The following is a 15,644-nucleotide window of genomic DNA, read 5'->3' on the forward strand; positions in this document are numbered from 1 at the left end:
CTAGTAGTAGGGCACGTAGTAGGCCGGCGGGGGCGGCGCATAGTAGTACCGCGGCGCAGGCGCCGGTGCCGCGGCCACCCGTCCCGGTACCGGCACGCGGTTGCCGCTGGCATACATGCACTGCACATAGGCGGCGTCATATTGCCGCTGCGTGCCATAACCCGCGTACTGCGCGTTGCCCGCGCCTACCGCGGCGCCTGTCAGTAGACCCAGGCCGGCGCCGACCGCCGCACCCGATCCGCCATCGAACGCTGCACCAGCCGCCGCTCCCAGCGCGGTGCCCACGACCGCACTGCCGACCGCCGCGTTGTTGGCGGCCTGCGAGGAACTCACGCCGCCGACTTGCCCGAAGGCGAACTGGCGGCAGTTGTAGTCGTCGGTGCGGAACTGGTCGAAGCTCTTGCCGGTGCCCGGCAGCGCCATCACGCTCGGGCCCGAAGGCATCACGACGCAGGCGCCGAGGGCCAGAGTCGCCACGGCGAGCGTGGCGCGGGTCAGGACTCGCATGCTGTGCTCCACGCTGTCAGGAATTGGCCGGCGGCTGGGCCGGCACGCGTTGCCAGCCTCCCGGGCACGATTGCACGTAGGGGTAGTAGCCTTCCGGCTGGTTGCAGTGATACCACCAGCCCTGGTCCTGCGGCACTGAGCGCTCGGGCCCCGGGGCGGGCACCGGGCCGTTGGGGCCCTGCTCGATGTATTGAGGTGGCTCGGCCGGCACGGTGACGACCGGAGCCGGGTAGTAATACGGCGCAGGGTAGGCAGGGTAGTAATACGGATAGCCGCCGAACACGACGCTGGGGCCGAAATAGAAGCCCACTCCGACACGTGTCTTGATCATGCCGCCGCGTGTGTCCGCGTCATGCCAGCCGGCATTGTGGATATCAGCCCGCCCGGCAAGGGCGGCGCCGCTTGCGGCCGTGGCCGCCAGTGCCAGTACCAGCTGGCAGAGCTTGCGCCCGTTCATGGTATTCACCTTTTCCCAGCGTGGCCGGCAGGCTCGCCGCGGCAGTGGCAGCCGGCCGCGAAATGCGCCGGCCCGCAATCGTATTGAATACCAAATTGTCGTGCGCAGGCTCCGCGGCGGCGCAAGTGGAAATGCGGCGTTACTTTTATTACCGGGGAACGACGGACCGGCAAGACGCCGTGACCTGGCGCGACACGACAGGTCCGTCGTCCTTGGATCCGCCGCTGCCGGCTTATTCGGCAAACAGGTCCGGACCAAACACCTCGTAATGAATGCGCGATTCGTGGACGCCAAGATCCTTCAGTGCATCATGCTGCATTCGCATGAAGGGAATCGGGCCGCAGATGTAGTAATCGGCGTCCGGCAGCAGAATCGACTTTTCGATCAGCCTGGCGTCGACCAGTCCCGCGTAATCGTAGTCGCGCCCCTGCACGTCCTCCGGCAGGGGCTGGTCATAGAACACGATGAGTTCGAAGTTCTCATAGGTCTTTGCCGCCTCGCGCAGCTTGTCTCGCATGGCATGCACTGCACTATTGCGGGCGCCATGCGCAAAGACAACCTTCCGCGGCGGCGCCTGCAGCGCGGTCTTGAGCATGCTGATCATGGGGGTCAGCCCCACGCCGCCGCTGATCAGCACAATGGGCGACGTAGCATTGACGTCGATGTGGAAACTCCCGTACGGCGTAGCCAGCTTGACCTCATCGCCGACATTGACGTGATCGTGCAGCAGGTTTGAAACATGGCCAGGAGGCTGGGTGCCGCCGCCTTCCCGTTTGACCGAAATCCGATAGCTGCGCCCGTTCGGCATATCGGACAGGCTGTATTGGCGGATTTGCTGCAGGCCTAGCGTGGGCACATTGACGGCAATGCTGGTGTATTGACCGGGTTTGAAGTTGGCTACCGGCTTGCCGTCGACCGGCTCAAGGATGAAGGACGTGATCACGCCGCTCTCGGGGCGCTTTTCACGGACGACAAAGGACCGCCACCCGGTCCAGCCGCCTGCCTGCTCGGCCGAACCTTCATATAGCGCGCTCTCCATGCCCATCAGGACATCGGCGAGGTTGCCATAGGCTTGCGCCCACGCGGAGATGATTTCCTCGGTCGCCGCGCTGCCCAGGATTTCCTTGATGGCCGCCAGCAGGTGCTCGCCGACGATCGGATATTGCTCCGGTTTGACGCCCAGGCTCGCGTGCTTGTTGGCAATGTTGTTGAGCACGGCCATCAGGCTGCTCGGGTCCTCGATGTTCTCCGCATACGCGTACACCGCCCGCGCCAATGCCTGCTGCTGCTCGCCCCGTTCCTGATGCGCCATGTTGAACACGTTCTTCAGTTCGGGATGCGCTTCGAACATGCGCTTATAGAAGCACTTGATAATGTCGTAGCCGTGTTCCGCCAATACCGGCGCCGTGGCTTTCACAATGTCCTTCGTCTTCTGGGTCAGCATTGCCTGTCTCCTTTGGCAAGGTGATGGGCGCCAGGCGATGACGCTCTGCCCACGCGGGTGCGATGCGCGTTCCCCGGCTGCCCTGAGCAATGTCTAGTCTAGGTGCCGTGATTGCCGATTGGCGCGTGCCCGTCCACGGACGGTGTAGCAAGGCCGATCACTGTCCTGCGGGCGCCACCCAGTCGCCTGACTTGCCGCCGTGCTTCTCCAGCAGCTTCACATTACCGATCACCATGCCGCGGTCCACCGCCTTGCACATGTCGTAAATCGTCAGCAGCGCCACCTGCACGCCGGTCAGCGCCTCCATCTCGACGCCGGTCTGGCCACGGGTCTCGGTGCGCACGGTGCAGGCGACGGTGGCGTTGGCCTCGTCGAGCGCAAAGTCGACCGCGACCTTGGTCAGCCCGATCGGATGGCACAGCGGGATCAGGTCGGCGGTGCGCTTGGTGGCCATGATCGCGGCCACCCGCGCGATGCCGAGCACGTCGCCCTTTTTGGCATGGCCGTCGCGCACCAGCGCGAAGGTGTCGGGCAGCATGGTGATGGTGCCGGTGGCCACGGCCACGCGGTGCGTGCTGGCCTTGTCGCCGACGTCGACCATGTGGGCCTGGCCGGCGGTATCGAAATGGGTGAGCTGGGTCATGGCTGGGCTTTGTGCGGGAGGCCTTTGGCGGGGGAAGAACCGTCTGATGGGAACGGCCACCGGAGGCCGCTATCATAGCAACATGCCAACACAACCATCGCTTCGCAGGCCTGCCGCGCCCGGCCATTGTGCCGCTGCCGGCGCCGCGCCTGCCGGTTCGGCGTCACATCCTGGTCGCCCCGGGTCGCCATGGCGGCGTTCGCTGGCGGCGCTGCTGGCGCTGACCATTGCGTCGCCGGCGTGGCCGCAGGCGACGACGCGAACACCGGCCTCGGCCGCGGCAGCGCCGGCCAGGCCGGTCGCATCGGTGCGGGCGCCGGAGCCGGTGCCATCATTGGCCGGCGAGGCCAGCGACCAGGTCTACGACAACCTGAACCGCAGCATCAAGGCGGGCCAGAAGTCCGAGTTCGGCCTGCGCACCAACAATGCGGTGGTCGAGAGTGGCGGGGTGCAGCTGCCCGACCTGGGCGACCCGTCCACGGCATCGCTGTCGCCCGACATGGAAAAGCGCCTGGGCGACCGCATCATGCGCGACATCCGCCGCGATCCGCTGTACGTGCCGGATCCGCTGCTGTCGGATTACCTGAACGCGCTCGGCTACCGGCTGGTGCAGGCGGCGCGGCGGCAGAACATCTCGGGCTCGACCGGGGCCGGCACCTTTGCCACCGGCTTCGACCTGTTCGCGGTGCGCGACCGCAGCATCAACGCCTTCGCGCTGCCGGGCGGCTATATCGGCGTGCATACCGGGCTGCTGGTCCAGTCCGATACCGAGTCGGAACTGGCCTCGGTGCTGGGCCATGAAATCGGCCATGTGATGCAGCGCCATATCGCGCGCGGCATCACGTCGCAAGACCAGTCGATGTGGATCGCGCTGGCGTCGATGGTGCTGGCCGGCCTCGCCGCCACGCGCAGCCCCGATGCCGCGGCGGCGCTGGCCATGGGCGGGCAGGGCGCCGCCGTTGCCAACCAGCTGTCCTTCTCGCGCGGCGCGGAGCGCGAGGCCGACCGCGTCGGCTTCCAGATCATGACCGCGGCGGGTTTCGACCCGCAGGGCATGCCCGATTTCTTCGCCCGGCTGCAGCGCGTGTCCGGCATCTCGGAAAGCTCGGTGCCGTCCTATGTGCGCACTCACCCGCTGACTTCCGAGCGGCTGGCCGACATGCAGGACCGCGTGAGCCATGTCAACACGCGCAAGGTGCCCAATACGCCCGAATACGAGTTCGCCCGGATGCGCGCGCGCGTGATCCAGGAATCGTCGCCCAGCGACCTGCAGACCTTGCGCAACGCGCTGCGGGCGCAGCTGCCGGGTGCCTCGGCGCTGCGCGCGCCGGCGCTGCACTACGGCCTCGCCTTCACCGAGCAGCGGCTCGGCCGTCCCGCCGCGGCCGAGCAGGAACTGGCCGAGGCGCGGCGGCTGTACGGCACCATCCCCGGTGCCAGCTCGGGCAGCCCCATGCTCGACGTGATGGCGATCCAGCTGGCGCGCACGCAGGGCCGCGTGCCCGATGCGCTGTCACAGGCCACCACGTCGATGAAAGCCTTCCCGCTCTCTCATGCGGTATCGGTCGCCTACGCCGAAACCCTGGTCGGCTCGGGGCGCTATGACGAGGCGGTGCGCTTCCTGCGCGAACGCACGCGCCAGGAAACCACCCGCAGCGATTGGTGGGAGATGCTGGCGCGCGCGTACGCCGGCCAGGGCAAGCGGGTGCAGCAGCACCAGGCGCTGGCCGAGAAGTACGCGATGGATGGCGCCTACCAGGCCGCGATCGAACAGCTGCAGATCGCGCGCAAGGCCGGCGACGGCGACTTCTATACGCTGTCCGAGGTCGACGCCCGCCTGCACCAGCTGGAACGCCAGTATCGCGAGGACAAGCAGGACAGCAAGGGCATTCCGAACTGAGGCAAGCCCGCTCAGGCCCGGACGGCATCAGGCCGCCGGCTGGCGCACAAAGCCGAAGCGCTTCGGCACCTCGCTCTCCGCGATGGGCTCGATCGGCAGGTCGCGGCCTTCGTGGTGGAACAGGCCGAGTTCGGTGCCGCAGGCTTCGCCATGCCAGGTGCTGCTGCCGCTGAAGGTTTCCAGGTCGTGGTCGTGCAGCAGGGCGGCCTGCGTGCCGTCAACGCCGTCGACCGTCCCAGACAGCACCACGTTGCCATGCTCGTCCGCGTAGCAGGCCTGCAGCGCAAAGGGCTGGTGCGAGGTCGTACCCAGCGCGCCCTGGTGCAGCCGCACGATCCACGGCGCGTACGCCAGCGCCACGAACACCTTCTGCGGCCCGTTCTGGAAATACCACGCGCCGCGCTCGTCGCACAGGTAGTTGCGCTCGATGAAGGCGACCAGCGCTTCGTTGCGCACCGGCTCGCCGGACAGGCCGTGCTGCTGGGCGTACTCATTGCGCAGGCGCCACTGCCCGCGCCGGTCCAGCGCGAGCCAGCCGTAGGCGTTGGGCACGTTGGGCCAGCGCGCCATGGCTTGCCTGACGATGTCGTCCATCTCCGTCTCCTCTGCCGGCAAGGCGCCACGCATGCCGCCGGCTCTACATCATGCTGTCGAAAAAACGCAGGATCCGCGCCGGCAGCCATTCGATATGGCCGCCGAACGCTACCCCTGACTGGCTGTCGGGCAGCCACAGATGGCGCCGCCAGCCTTCATGCGGGGTCATGAAGCCGACATGGCCGCCGTGCTCCGGCTGTTCCAGCCAGACCTGCGGGCTGACATCCGCCGGGCCGGGCAGGTGCCGCCCGGGCAGGAAAGGATCGTTGCGCGCATTGAGCACCAGCGTCGGCACGGCGATCGCGCCGAGCACCGGCTTGCTGGCGGCGCGGCGCCAGTAGTCGTCGGTATCGGCGTAGCCGTGCAGCGGCGCCGTGACCACGTTGTCGAAGGCGTACAGGTCGCGGCTGGCCAGCATTGCCTCGCGGTCGAACAAGCCGGGGAACTGCCCGAGCTTGGCCAGCGACTTGCGCTTGAGCGTCTGCAGGAACATGCGCGTATAGAGCATGTTGAAGCCGGCTGACAGCGCCGCGCCGCCCGCGGCGAGGTCCAGCGGCGCCGAGATCGCGGCCGCGGCATGCACATGGCCGGCACCATTGCCGTCCTCGCCCAGCAGGCGCAGCAGCGCATTGCCGCCCAGCGAGATGCCGACCACCAGCAGCTTGCGGCCCTGCGCGCAGTGCTGGCGGTGCACGCGTTCCAGCACCCAGCGCAGCTCGGCCGAGTCGCCGGAGTGGTAGAAGCGGGGCGCCAGGTTGAGCTCGCCCGAGCAGCCGCGGAAATGCGGCACCACGCCCTGCCAGCCGCGCGTGCCCAGCGCGTGCATCAGTGCCTGCGCATAGTGGCTGTTCGAATCGCCCTCCAGCCCGTGGAACATCACCACCAGCGGCGTGTCCGGCCGCACCGGGTGGGTGGTCCAGTCCAGGTCGATGAAGTCGCCGTCAGGCGTGTCCCAGCGCTCGCGCCGGAACGTCACGCGCGGCGGGCGGCGCGTGAAGCGGGCGGGGATGATGGTCTGGGCATGGCCGCCGCGCAGCCACCAGGGCATGGCGATGCCGTCGCCGTAGCCGTGGCCATGCTCGTGCGGCGCGGCGCCGACAGGCAAACGGTGCGTCAGGAGATCGGGGCGCTGCGTCATGCCAGCTCGGTAATGCAGTGTTGCAGTGTTGCAGTCCTGTCGGTTGCAGCCGGGCCGTGCGGCCCGGCGGGCAAAGGCTCAGTGCAGCGCCTGGCCGGGCGCTGCAGCCACCCCCGCCACCTGCACGGCGTTGGCCGGACTGCAGTGGATATGCGCCAGGCGCCAGCCTTCGTGGTTCTGCATCAGCACATAGGTGGTGTGCACGTACAGGTCGGCCTCGACCCGGTCGCTGCCAAAGCGCAGCGCTTCGGTCACGTCGAAGATCGACACGGCCATCGACGCGTGGCTGCTGGTTTCGATCGCGTCGACCAGCACCGGCTGCTCTTCCAGCAGCTGCGAGAACGCCTGGCGCAGCTGTTCGTGGCCGATCATGCGCTGGCCGTCGGGCAGCACGCAGGTGATCGAATCCTCGTCCAGCCACAGGCGCAGCGCGCCCTCGGCATCGCGCAGCTTGAGCGCCTCGCGGAAGGCTTCGACGATGTCTTCGGCAGAATCGAACAGGCGGGCAAAACGAGGCATGGTGGCAGTGTCAGGGTATCAGGGCCGGTGCAGCAGCTTGCGCAGCTCAACGAAGACCATTTCGGGTTCGATCTCTTTCAGGCAGCGCAGGTGGCCAAGCGGGCACTCGCGCTTGAAGCACGGGCTGCACTCCAGCTGCAGCCACATGATACTCGCAGCCTGTGACAGCGGCGGCGTGTGGCGCGGGTCGCTCGAGCCATAGACCGCCACCTGCGGCCGGTTCAGCGCCGCGGTCACGTGCATCAGGCCGGAATCGTTGCAGACCGCGGCCTCGGACAGCGCCAGCAGGTCGACGGCGTCATCCAGCGAGGTCTGGCCGCACAGGTTGCGCACGAACGGTGCGTCCTTGACGATCTCGGCGGCGATCTCGGCGTCCTTGGCCGAGCCCAGCGTGATGATCTGCGCGTACGGGTAGGAGCGCCGCAGCATCTGCGCCAGCCTGGCGAAGTGGCCGGCGGGCCAGCGCTTGGCGGGGCCGTACTCGGCACCCGGGCAGAACGCGATCACGCGCGTGTGCGGGGCGATGCCGAAGCGCTCCGCGGTCGCCGCCATGCGCGCCGGGTCGACGCGCAGGCGCGGATCCGGGATGTGCTCGGGCAAGCGCGCGCCGGGCTTGAGCGCGAGGCGGGCATAGTGCTCGACCATGGGCGGGCGGTGGTCGCGCGGCGGGTTGGCATGGCGCACGTTGAGCATGCCGAAGCGCGCTTCGCCGCGGTAGCCGATGCGCAGCGGAATGCCGGCCAGCCACGGGATCAGCGCCGACTTGAGCGAATTCGGCAGCACGTAGGCGAGGTCGTAGCCTTCGTTCTTGAGCTGCTGCGCGAACATCAGCCGCGCCGACAGCTGCAGCTTGCCGTGCGCCAGGTCGGACGGGAACACGCGGCCGATCTCGGGCATGCGGGCGAGCACCGGCGCCACCCACTTGGGCGCGAGGGCGTCGATGACCAGGCGCGGATGGCGCGCCTTGAGCAGCGCGAACAGCGGCTGCGCCATCAGGGCGTCGCCGATCCAGTTGGGGGCGATGACGAGGGCTTTCTTCATGGGCGGGGCACGGGGAGCCGGTTCGCCGGCGCAGTCGTCGGCACGGTCGCAAGGACGCGTGCAGACCCGGGCGCAGACAAGATCGCCGGGAACAGCAACGCTCCGGGCCGCCTGCGGGCGGCCCGGAGCGTCAGGGTCGTGCGAAAACCGGCGGCTCGGATCAGTGGTGTCCCTTCAGCACGGTGCCCGGCTTGAGCTTGTAGACGGTACCGCAGTACGGGCACTTGGCTTCGCCGGTGTCGGCCACGTCCAGGAATACGCGCGGGTGGTGGTTCCAGGCCGGGGTGTTGGCGGTGGGGCAGTGCAGCGGAATGTCTTCGGCGCCGATTTCGATGATGGTGGCGGTTTGCGTCATGGTGTTGCAGGGATTGAGGCTTATTGTTCGTCAAAACAAGGCATGCCCCGCGCGCACGGCGGCGGTTGCGGGGCACGGGGGCTGGCGGCCGGTGCTCAGACCAGCGTCAGCCACTTCTTGTACTTTTCATTGGTGCCGCCCACGGCGGCAAAGAATGCGTCCTGGATCTGCTTGGTCACCGGACCGCGGCGGCCTTCGCCGATGATGCGGTCATCCAGCTCGCGGATCGGCGTGACTTCGGCGGCGGTGCCGGTGAAGAAGGCTTCGTCGGCGCAGTACATCTCGTCGCGGGTGATGCGTTTTTCGCGCACCTCGATGCCCAGGTCGCGCGCGATGGTCAGCGTGGCGTCGCGCGTGATGCCGTCCAGGCACGAGGCCAGGTCCGGGGTGTAGATCACGCCGTTGCGCACGATGAAGACGTTTTCGCCCGAGCCTTCGCTGACGTAGCCGTCGGTATCGAGCAGCAGCGCTTCGTCGTAGCCCAGGCCGGTCGCTTCCTGGTTGGCGAGGATCGAGTTGATGTAGTAGCCGCTGGCCTTGGCGCGCACCAGCGACACGTTGACGTGGTGGCGGGTGAAGGACGAAGTCTTCACGCGGATGCCGCGCTCCATGCCTTCCTCGCCCAGGTAGGCGCCCCACGGCCACGCCGCGATCGCCACGTGGATGGTGTTGCCCTTGGCCGACACGCCCAGCTTTTCCGAGCCGATCCACACCAGCGGGCGGATGTAGCAGGATTCCAGGTTGTTGGCACGCACCACTTCGCGCTGGGCGGCTTCCAGGGTGGCCTCGTCGAACGGCATGGCCATCTGGAAGATCTTGGCGGAGTTGAACAGGCGGCGGGTGTGCTCTTTCAGCCGGAAGATGGCGGTGCCTTCGGGCGTCTTGTAGGCGCGCACGCCTTCGAACACGCCCATGCCGTAGTGCAGCGTATGCGTCAGCACATGGATCTTGGCGTCGCGCCATTCGATCAGCTTGCCGTCCATCCAGATCTTGCCGTCGCGATCCGCCATCGACATGTCCATTCTCCCAGCGTCGTGAAAGTAGCAAAAACGACATTGTAAGCCCGGGGGGCATGGGTGCCAACGCGAGCGGCGGGGGGAGGGCTGGGGAAAGGGCGAGAGATGGGCGCCGCGGCGGACTAGAATCCTCATTTCCGTGCGTTTGCCGGCTCGCCGCTTGCATGGTCGGGGCCTGCCCCGCGACGCCAGTCCATTTTCTCGTGCCTTTGACTACACATTCCGACCCGCATGCCGAACCCGGCCAGCCTGGCTGGGAGCAGGCGCTGGAAGCGTTGCGCGCACTCGCCAGCGCCGAGCCCGCCGCCGCCCGCGAGGGCGGCCGGCGCCTGCTGTGGGCGCTGACGCTGGAACCGGACGGCGCGTTGGCCACCATCGAGCCGCTCGAGCAGGTGCGCGGGGCGCGCGGCTGGGGCAAGCCGAAGCCCGTACCGCTGGCGCGCGTGGCCGAGGATGACCGGCTCGAGCCATGGGACGCACGCATCGCGCGCGCGATCCGGCGCGATGCCTCGCACAACCGGCGCTACGTGCTGGACCGCGCCGCCGCCGCCATGGCGCTGGTCGGCCATCCGGCCGTGGTGCTTGCCCACGCGCCGTCGCAGACACTGGAGGTGGTCGAGGACGCGCCCGCGCTGGAGGCCGTGCACAGCGCCGGCCGCTTCGTGCTGCGCCTCTACCCGCCGCTGCGCGAAGCGCCGGCGATGGAGGCCTTGCTGCCCGCCGCCGCGCGCCAGGAGGCCGAGGCGCTGCGCCAGGTCACGGTGCTGCGCGACGGGCCCCACCGGCTCAAGGTGCTTCGCTTCACCCCGGCGCAGTTCGACGCCGCGCGGCTGATCGGCGAGGGGCTCGCGATCCCGGAAGACGGCCAGACCCAGCTCGACCGCACGCTGCGCGCGCTGGCCGGCCACTTCCAGGTCCATGCCGACCAGGCTGCCGGCACACGCCCGGTCGAAGCCGAAGCGCGGCTGCGCGCCGAGGTCGCGCCCATCGGCGGCGTGGCCGGGCGCGGCATCACGATGCGGCTGGTGGTCACGCCGCTGGGTCAGCTCGGGCCGCGGCTGGCGCCGGGCGCGGGCAGGGAACGCCTGATGGCCGCGGTGCGCGGCGAGACGCTGGTCACGCAGCGCGATCTCGATGCCGAACTGGCCAGCCTGGCCGAGGTCTTCGCCGCGCTGCCGGTGCTGGTCACGCAGTCGCCGCCGGGCGGGGAATACACCTGGACGCTGGACGACCCGGAGGACGCGCTGACCGTGCTCGAAGCGCTGCCTGGCCTGCCCGCGGTGCAGGCCGTGGAATGGCCGCGCGGCAAGGAAATCCGCATCGTGCGCGCCGACCTGCCACAGCTCGGCGTCCACATCGAAAGCCGCGGCGCCTGGTACCGGCTGGCCGGCGAGCTGCGCGTGGCCGAGGGACTGGTGCTGGAGCTGGGCAAGCTGATCGACTGGACCGGCAGCCACGCCGGCCGCTTCGTGCCGATGGGGCAGGGTGTCTACGTGGCGCTGGCGCGGGCACTGCGCGGCCAGCTGCGCGACCTGGCTTCGGTGGCCGAGCGCATCCCCGACGGCATCCGCGTGCCGCAGATGGCCACGCCGTGGCTGGACGACGTGCTTGCAGGCGCGGGTGTCGATCCCGACGCGCACTTCCGCCAGCGCATCGCCCGCCTGCGCGCGGCGCGCGACACGCCAGTCACCGTGCCCGCCACGCTGGCGGCGGAGCTGCGCCCCTACCAGGAAGCCGGCTACCGCTGGGCCATGACGCTGGCCGCGTCCGGGCTGGGCGCCTGCCTGGCCGACGACATGGGCCTGGGCAAGACCGTGCAGGCGCTGGCGGTGCTGGTGGCGCGCGCGGCCGGCGGCGCGGCGCTGGTGATCGCGCCCACCTCGGTTTGCGGCAACTGGGCCGCCGAGGCACGCCGCTTCGCGCCCACGCTCAATGTCCATGTCTATGCCGAGGGTGCGGACAATGCGCGCGACACGCTGCTGGCACAGGCCGGGCCGCATGACCTGGTGATCGTCTCGTACACGCTGCTGCAGCAGGCGCGCAAGGATTTCTGCGCGCGCGACTGGCACACCGTGGTCGCCGACGAGGCGCAGGCCTTCAAAAACGCCGTCACGCGGCGCGCCCAGGCGATGTTTGAATTGCGGGCCGATTTCCGCATGGCATTGAGCGGTACGCCGGTGGAAAACCGGCTGGCCGAGCTGTGGTCGGTGATGCGCTTCTGCAACCCGGGTTTGCTGGGCTCGCTGGCCCGATTCAACGAGCATTTTGCCAACCCGATCGAGCGCGGCGGCGTGCGCGAAGCCCGCCAGCGCCTGCGCCGCATGATCGCGCCCTTCGTGCTGCGCCGGACCAAGGCCCAGGTACTCGACGAACTGCCGCCGCGCACGGAGCTGGTGATCCGGGTCGAGCCCGAAGCGGTGGAAGCGGCGCACTACGAAGCGCTGCGCCGGCAGGCGCAGACCCAGGCAGAAGCGGCACTGGCGCGCGTGGAGGCGGCGCGCAAGGCCACGCAAGGCGCGCCCGCAGGGGCCAAGGCACGCGCCCTCGCGCAGGCGCAGCAGCAATCGCAAGCGCGCATCCATGTGCTGGCGCAGATCATGCGGCTGCGCCGCGCCGCGTGCGATCCGCGCCTGGCCACGCCCGAAATCGGCAGCCAGCTGGGAAAGGGGCAAGAGGGCGCCAAGCTGCGCGCCTTCGTGGCGCTGGCGAGCGAACTGGCCGCCAGCGGCCACAAGACGCTGGTGTTCAGCCAGTTCGTCGATTTCCTGCAGCTGCTGCGCCAGGGCCTGGAGCGCGCCGGGCTGGCGCTGCAGTACCTGGACGGCGCCACGCCGGCGGCCGAGCGCACACGCCGCGTGGCCGCGTTCCAGGCGGGCGAGGGCGATGTCTTCCTGATCAGCCTGAAGGCCGGCGGCTTCGGCCTGAACCTGACCGCGGCCGACTACGTGATCATCGCCGACCCGTGGTGGAACCCCGCCGCCGAGGACCAGGCCATGGGCCGCGCGCACCGCATCGGCCAGCAGCGCCCCGTGACGGTGTACCGGCTGATCAACGCCGGCACCATCGAGGAGCGCATCGTCGACCTGCACCGCGACAAGCGCGCGCTGGCCGACGGCTTGCTGGAGGCGGATGACGAAAGTGCTGCGGGAACCGGTGCGCCATTGCCGGATATCGACGAACTGGTGGGCCTGCTGCGCCGCTGAACGTCAAGCCGGGCGCACCATATGCCACCACGGCATACCTTCAAGCGAACTGGTTCGTTGGGTTTTGGCAAGATCCTTGCTATCTTGTGACGCTGGCCCGGGGCCCAGACCCCGGCCGTTTTCTTGTGCTGACTTTCCTGACGGTGCCCCCATGCCCTTTTTGTCCCGCCTGCCGCGCTTGTCCTTCCGTTCCGCTTCCCGCCTGGCCTCAGGCATGGCCGCGCTGTGCGCCGCCGCTGCCGTGAGCGCGCCCGCCCAGGCCCAGGGCGAGTGGCCGACGCAGCCGGTGACCATCCTGATGGGCTTCACCGCGGGCTCCGGCGTCGACATGGTGGGCCGCGCACTGCAGGAATCGCTGCAGAAGTCGCTCAAGACCACGATCATCTATGACTACCGTCCGGGCGCCGGCGGCAACGTTGCCTCCGAGGTGGTGGCGCATGCCAAGCCGGACGGCTATACGCTGCTGCTCGGCACCGCGGCGACGCACGGCATCAACCCGGCGCTGTACAAGAACCTGCCGTTCGACGCCGAAGCCGATTTCACGCCGGTGGCGCCGCTGGTCGAAGTGTCCAACGTGCTGACCGTCAATCCGGCCGTGATCGACGTGAAGACGGTGAAGGAATTCATCGAGAAGGTGAGGGCCAATCCGGGCAAGTACAACTATGCCTCGACCGGCAACGGGACGGGCACGCACCTGGCCTTCGCCGAATTCAACGCCCGCGCGGGCCTGGACATGACCCACGTACCGTACAAGGGCGGCCCCGACGCGCTGCAGGCAGTGCTGAAGGGCGAGGTCTGCTGCATCTTCAACCAGGTGCAGAGCGTGCTGCCGCAATACCGCGCCGGCAAGGTGCGGCTGCTGGGCGTGACCACCAGCAAGCGCGTGCCGGTGATTCCGGACGTGCCGACCATCGCCGAGAGCGGCGTCGCCGGCTACAACAGCACCATCTGGTTTGGATTTTTCGGGCCCAAGGGGCTGGATCCGAAAATCGCGCGCAAGATCAACGACGCGGTCAAGGTCGCGCTGGAAACCCCGTCGATCCGGCAGAAGCTGGTTGATGCCGGCAATACGCCGCGGATCGAGTCGGTGGAGCAGTTCAAGGCGACCGTCAAGGCGGACCGGCAGAAGTGGGCGGGGGTGGTGAAGACGGTGGGGGCTTCGATCGATTGAGGCTGATCGGCTGAGGCTACGGCTGAGGCTACATGAGGGGCTTCACTTCGTTGAGGCTCCGGCCCTTACCCCCGGCCCCTCTCCCGCAGGCGGGAGAGGGGAGCAGACAGGCGGCTGCGGATACAGTGGGTGGGGCATGTTTGTGGGTTCACTGCCTGCGCGCAGCGCAGCCGAAGGCGTTCCTGCCATGACGCTGGCAGCCGGGGCCACTTACAGCTCTGGGCTCGTTCAAAAGCCGCGTCAACCCCCAGCGACCGTGGCGCTCCATGCGGCAGGCAGTCCGGCCTTGCGGCGAAGCGAAGCCCCGTACGAAAGCCTTCGCACACTACGATAAGAGTGGCCGTCCGCCCAGGACCAGAAACGCGCTTTTGGTTACTTTTGCCGCTCGGGCAAAAGTGACTCGCCCCTTTATGGGCGAAACCAGGGCATCACAACATCCGCCAGATGCCAGTCAGCAGCAATCCCCGGCCCCAGGCCAAATAGCCAAACCCGACTAAGCCCTGACACCCAACCGCGTAAGCAAATGCGCCAGCTGGGCCTGCGTCCCCGTAGCAGTCTTGTTGAAAATCGCCTTCAACTGCGTCCTCCCAGTTTCCCTCCGAATCCCGATCAGCTCGCAAGCTTCAGGCAGCCCGATCCCCGTTGACAACTGCAGCGCCAGGCGCGTCTCCGCCGGCGTCAGCCCATACAAGTCCCGCAGCACAGCCGGCAAGGTCATTGGCGCAACCCCGGGCTCATGGATCGCCACCAGCACGCTGGGCCGTTGCCAATCCATCGACAGCTGATGCGCCGGCGGCAATGGCAGCAAAATAACCTGCGCCTGCCGCCCGCCGCCATCCACCGCCCGCAGCGCCTGCGCCGGCTGCGGATTGCCCGGATCGCACGCGGCCTTCAAGGCCTCGGCGAACGGCCGCGACAGCCGCCATTCGTCAGCCCGCACGCCTGCCGCCGACACCGCCGCCGCGCCGGTGTCGATCGACACCGCCGGCAGCAGCCGCCGTACCCACGCCTCCCCCGTACTGTTGGCAAGCAGCGTCTTGCCATCATCCCGCAGCACGATCACCCCAAACGGCAGCCGCTCCAGCAACTGGCTCGACGCATGCGCCAGCGCCGACACCTGGTGCGTGCGGTCGCGCAGCGCCATGGCGTGGCGCACATGCGGAATCGCCCAGTCGAGCGCGCGCGCGTCCTCGGGCGAGTACTGGTTGCCGCCCAGCGGCCGCTGCAGCGACAGGAACACTTCATAGTGCGGCTTGCGCTCGATCAGGCAGGCCATTACCGACGATTGCTCGAACTGGCGCAGGAACTCGCCGTAAAACGGCGAGTGGCGCATCGCCTGCGAACCAATCTCGCGCGAATCGATGTACCAGTTGCCCACCGACATGCGCTGGGCGAAGGGCAGGGCGGGGTCGATGGTTTCGTAGTATTCGCTATAGGCGGCCACCGCTTCGGGAACGGGATTGACCACCTGGTTCACCAGCACGCGTTCGTGGACCGTATCTCGCACCAGCAGCAGCGCATGCGAGCTTTCGCTGGCCTGGCAAAGCGCAGCCAGGCTGCGGCGCCAGGCATCGGCGTCGAAGATCCCCTCGTACAGCGCGCGGATGGTGTCATGCATCGGCGTGTCGCTCATGGTTTTTCTTCTTTCTTCTTTCT

General features: G+C 68.4%; 14 protein-coding genes. 3 read left to right on the forward strand and 11 right to left on the reverse strand.

Features of this window, described 5'->3' with window-relative positions; genetic code table 11:
- The 4 genes from J8I82_RS09810 to moaC form a co-directional block, all read right to left on the reverse strand.
- Positions 1 to 507 (reverse strand): hypothetical protein, encoded by a 507-nt coding sequence (locus J8I82_RS09810; protein WP_209756748.1) that lies wholly within the window; start codon positions 505 to 507, stop codon positions 1 to 3.
- Positions 508 to 523: 16 nt separating this feature from the next.
- Entirely contained in the window at positions 524 to 964 is a 441-nt protein-coding gene (locus J8I82_RS09815) for a hypothetical protein (RefSeq protein ID WP_209756750.1), read from the reverse strand.
- A 232-nt stretch (positions 965 to 1,196) separates the two neighbouring features.
- The gene (gene hmpA, locus J8I82_RS09820) at positions 1,197 to 2,408 is read right to left on the reverse strand and encodes an NO-inducible flavohemoprotein (protein ID WP_209756752.1); all 1,212 of its coding nucleotides are present in this window, start codon (positions 2,406 to 2,408) and stop codon (positions 1,197 to 1,199) included.
- Between the two features lie 157 nt (positions 2,409 to 2,565).
- On the reverse strand, positions 2,566 to 3,051 hold the full coding sequence (gene moaC, locus J8I82_RS09825) for a cyclic pyranopterin monophosphate synthase MoaC (RefSeq protein WP_209756754.1): 486 nt from the start codon (positions 3,049 to 3,051) through the stop codon (positions 2,566 to 2,568).
- A gap of 82 nt (positions 3,052 to 3,133) precedes the next feature.
- On the opposite strand from moaC, the gene J8I82_RS09830 reads away from it, so the two are divergent.
- A complete protein-coding gene (locus J8I82_RS09830; RefSeq protein WP_209756757.1) occupies positions 3,134 to 4,951 on the forward strand; it encodes a M48 family metalloprotease in 1,818 nt (605 codons plus the stop codon).
- A 27-nt stretch (positions 4,952 to 4,978) separates the two neighbouring features.
- On the opposite strand, the gene J8I82_RS09835 is transcribed toward J8I82_RS09830, so the two are convergent.
- The 6 genes from J8I82_RS09835 to J8I82_RS09860 all read right to left on the reverse strand — a co-directional run bounded on the left by J8I82_RS09835 (position 4,979) and on the right by J8I82_RS09860 (position 9,614).
- Positions 4,979 to 5,545: a DUF2946 family protein gene (locus tag J8I82_RS09835; protein ID WP_209756759.1), complete on the reverse strand. Its 567-nt coding sequence runs from the start codon at positions 5,543 to 5,545 to the stop codon at positions 4,979 to 4,981.
- A 43-nt stretch (positions 5,546 to 5,588) separates the two neighbouring features.
- Positions 5,589 to 6,683 (reverse strand): YheT family hydrolase, encoded by a 1,095-nt coding sequence (locus J8I82_RS09840; RefSeq protein ID WP_209756761.1) that lies wholly within the window; start codon positions 6,681 to 6,683, stop codon positions 5,589 to 5,591.
- Positions 6,684 to 6,761: 78 nt separating this feature from the next.
- The gene (locus tag J8I82_RS09845) at positions 6,762 to 7,202 is read right to left on the reverse strand and encodes a YybH family protein (RefSeq protein ID WP_209756763.1); all 441 of its coding nucleotides are present in this window, start codon (positions 7,200 to 7,202) and stop codon (positions 6,762 to 6,764) included.
- 18 nt (positions 7,203 to 7,220) lie between these two features.
- On the reverse strand, positions 7,221 to 8,243 hold the full coding sequence (gene waaF / locus J8I82_RS09850) for a lipopolysaccharide heptosyltransferase II (protein WP_209756765.1): 1,023 nt from the start codon (positions 8,241 to 8,243) through the stop codon (positions 7,221 to 7,223).
- Between the two features lie 160 nt (positions 8,244 to 8,403).
- Complete coding sequence (locus J8I82_RS09855) at positions 8,404 to 8,598, reverse strand: zinc-finger domain-containing protein (RefSeq protein ID WP_209756767.1); 195 nt, start codon at positions 8,596 to 8,598, stop codon at positions 8,404 to 8,406.
- Positions 8,599 to 8,693: 95 nt separating this feature from the next.
- Positions 8,694 to 9,614, reverse strand: coding sequence for a branched-chain amino acid transaminase (locus J8I82_RS09860; protein WP_209756768.1), 921 nt, complete (start codon positions 9,612 to 9,614; stop codon positions 8,694 to 8,696).
- 164 nt (positions 9,615 to 9,778) lie between these two features.
- Between J8I82_RS09860 and J8I82_RS09865 the strand changes: the two genes are divergently transcribed.
- Together J8I82_RS09865 and J8I82_RS09870 are read left to right on the forward strand one after the other, a co-directional pair.
- Entirely contained in the window at positions 9,779 to 12,817 is a 3,039-nt protein-coding gene (locus J8I82_RS09865) for a DEAD/DEAH box helicase (RefSeq protein WP_209756770.1), read from the forward strand.
- 151 nt (positions 12,818 to 12,968) lie between these two features.
- Complete coding sequence (locus J8I82_RS09870) at positions 12,969 to 13,988, forward strand: Bug family tripartite tricarboxylate transporter substrate binding protein (protein ID WP_209756772.1); 1,020 nt, start codon at positions 12,969 to 12,971, stop codon at positions 13,986 to 13,988.
- A gap of 493 nt (positions 13,989 to 14,481) precedes the next feature.
- Here J8I82_RS09870 and J8I82_RS09875 read toward each other — a convergent pair whose 3' ends face one another.
- Entirely contained in the window at positions 14,482 to 15,621 is a 1,140-nt protein-coding gene (locus tag J8I82_RS09875; protein WP_209756774.1) for a helix-turn-helix transcriptional regulator, read from the reverse strand.
- Positions 15,622 to 15,644 lie beyond the last annotated feature (23 nt).

Origin of the sequence: Cupriavidus consociatus (assembly GCF_017814975.1) — a bacterium.
GTDB lineage: Bacteria > Pseudomonadota > Gammaproteobacteria > Burkholderiales > Burkholderiaceae > Cupriavidus > Cupriavidus consociatus.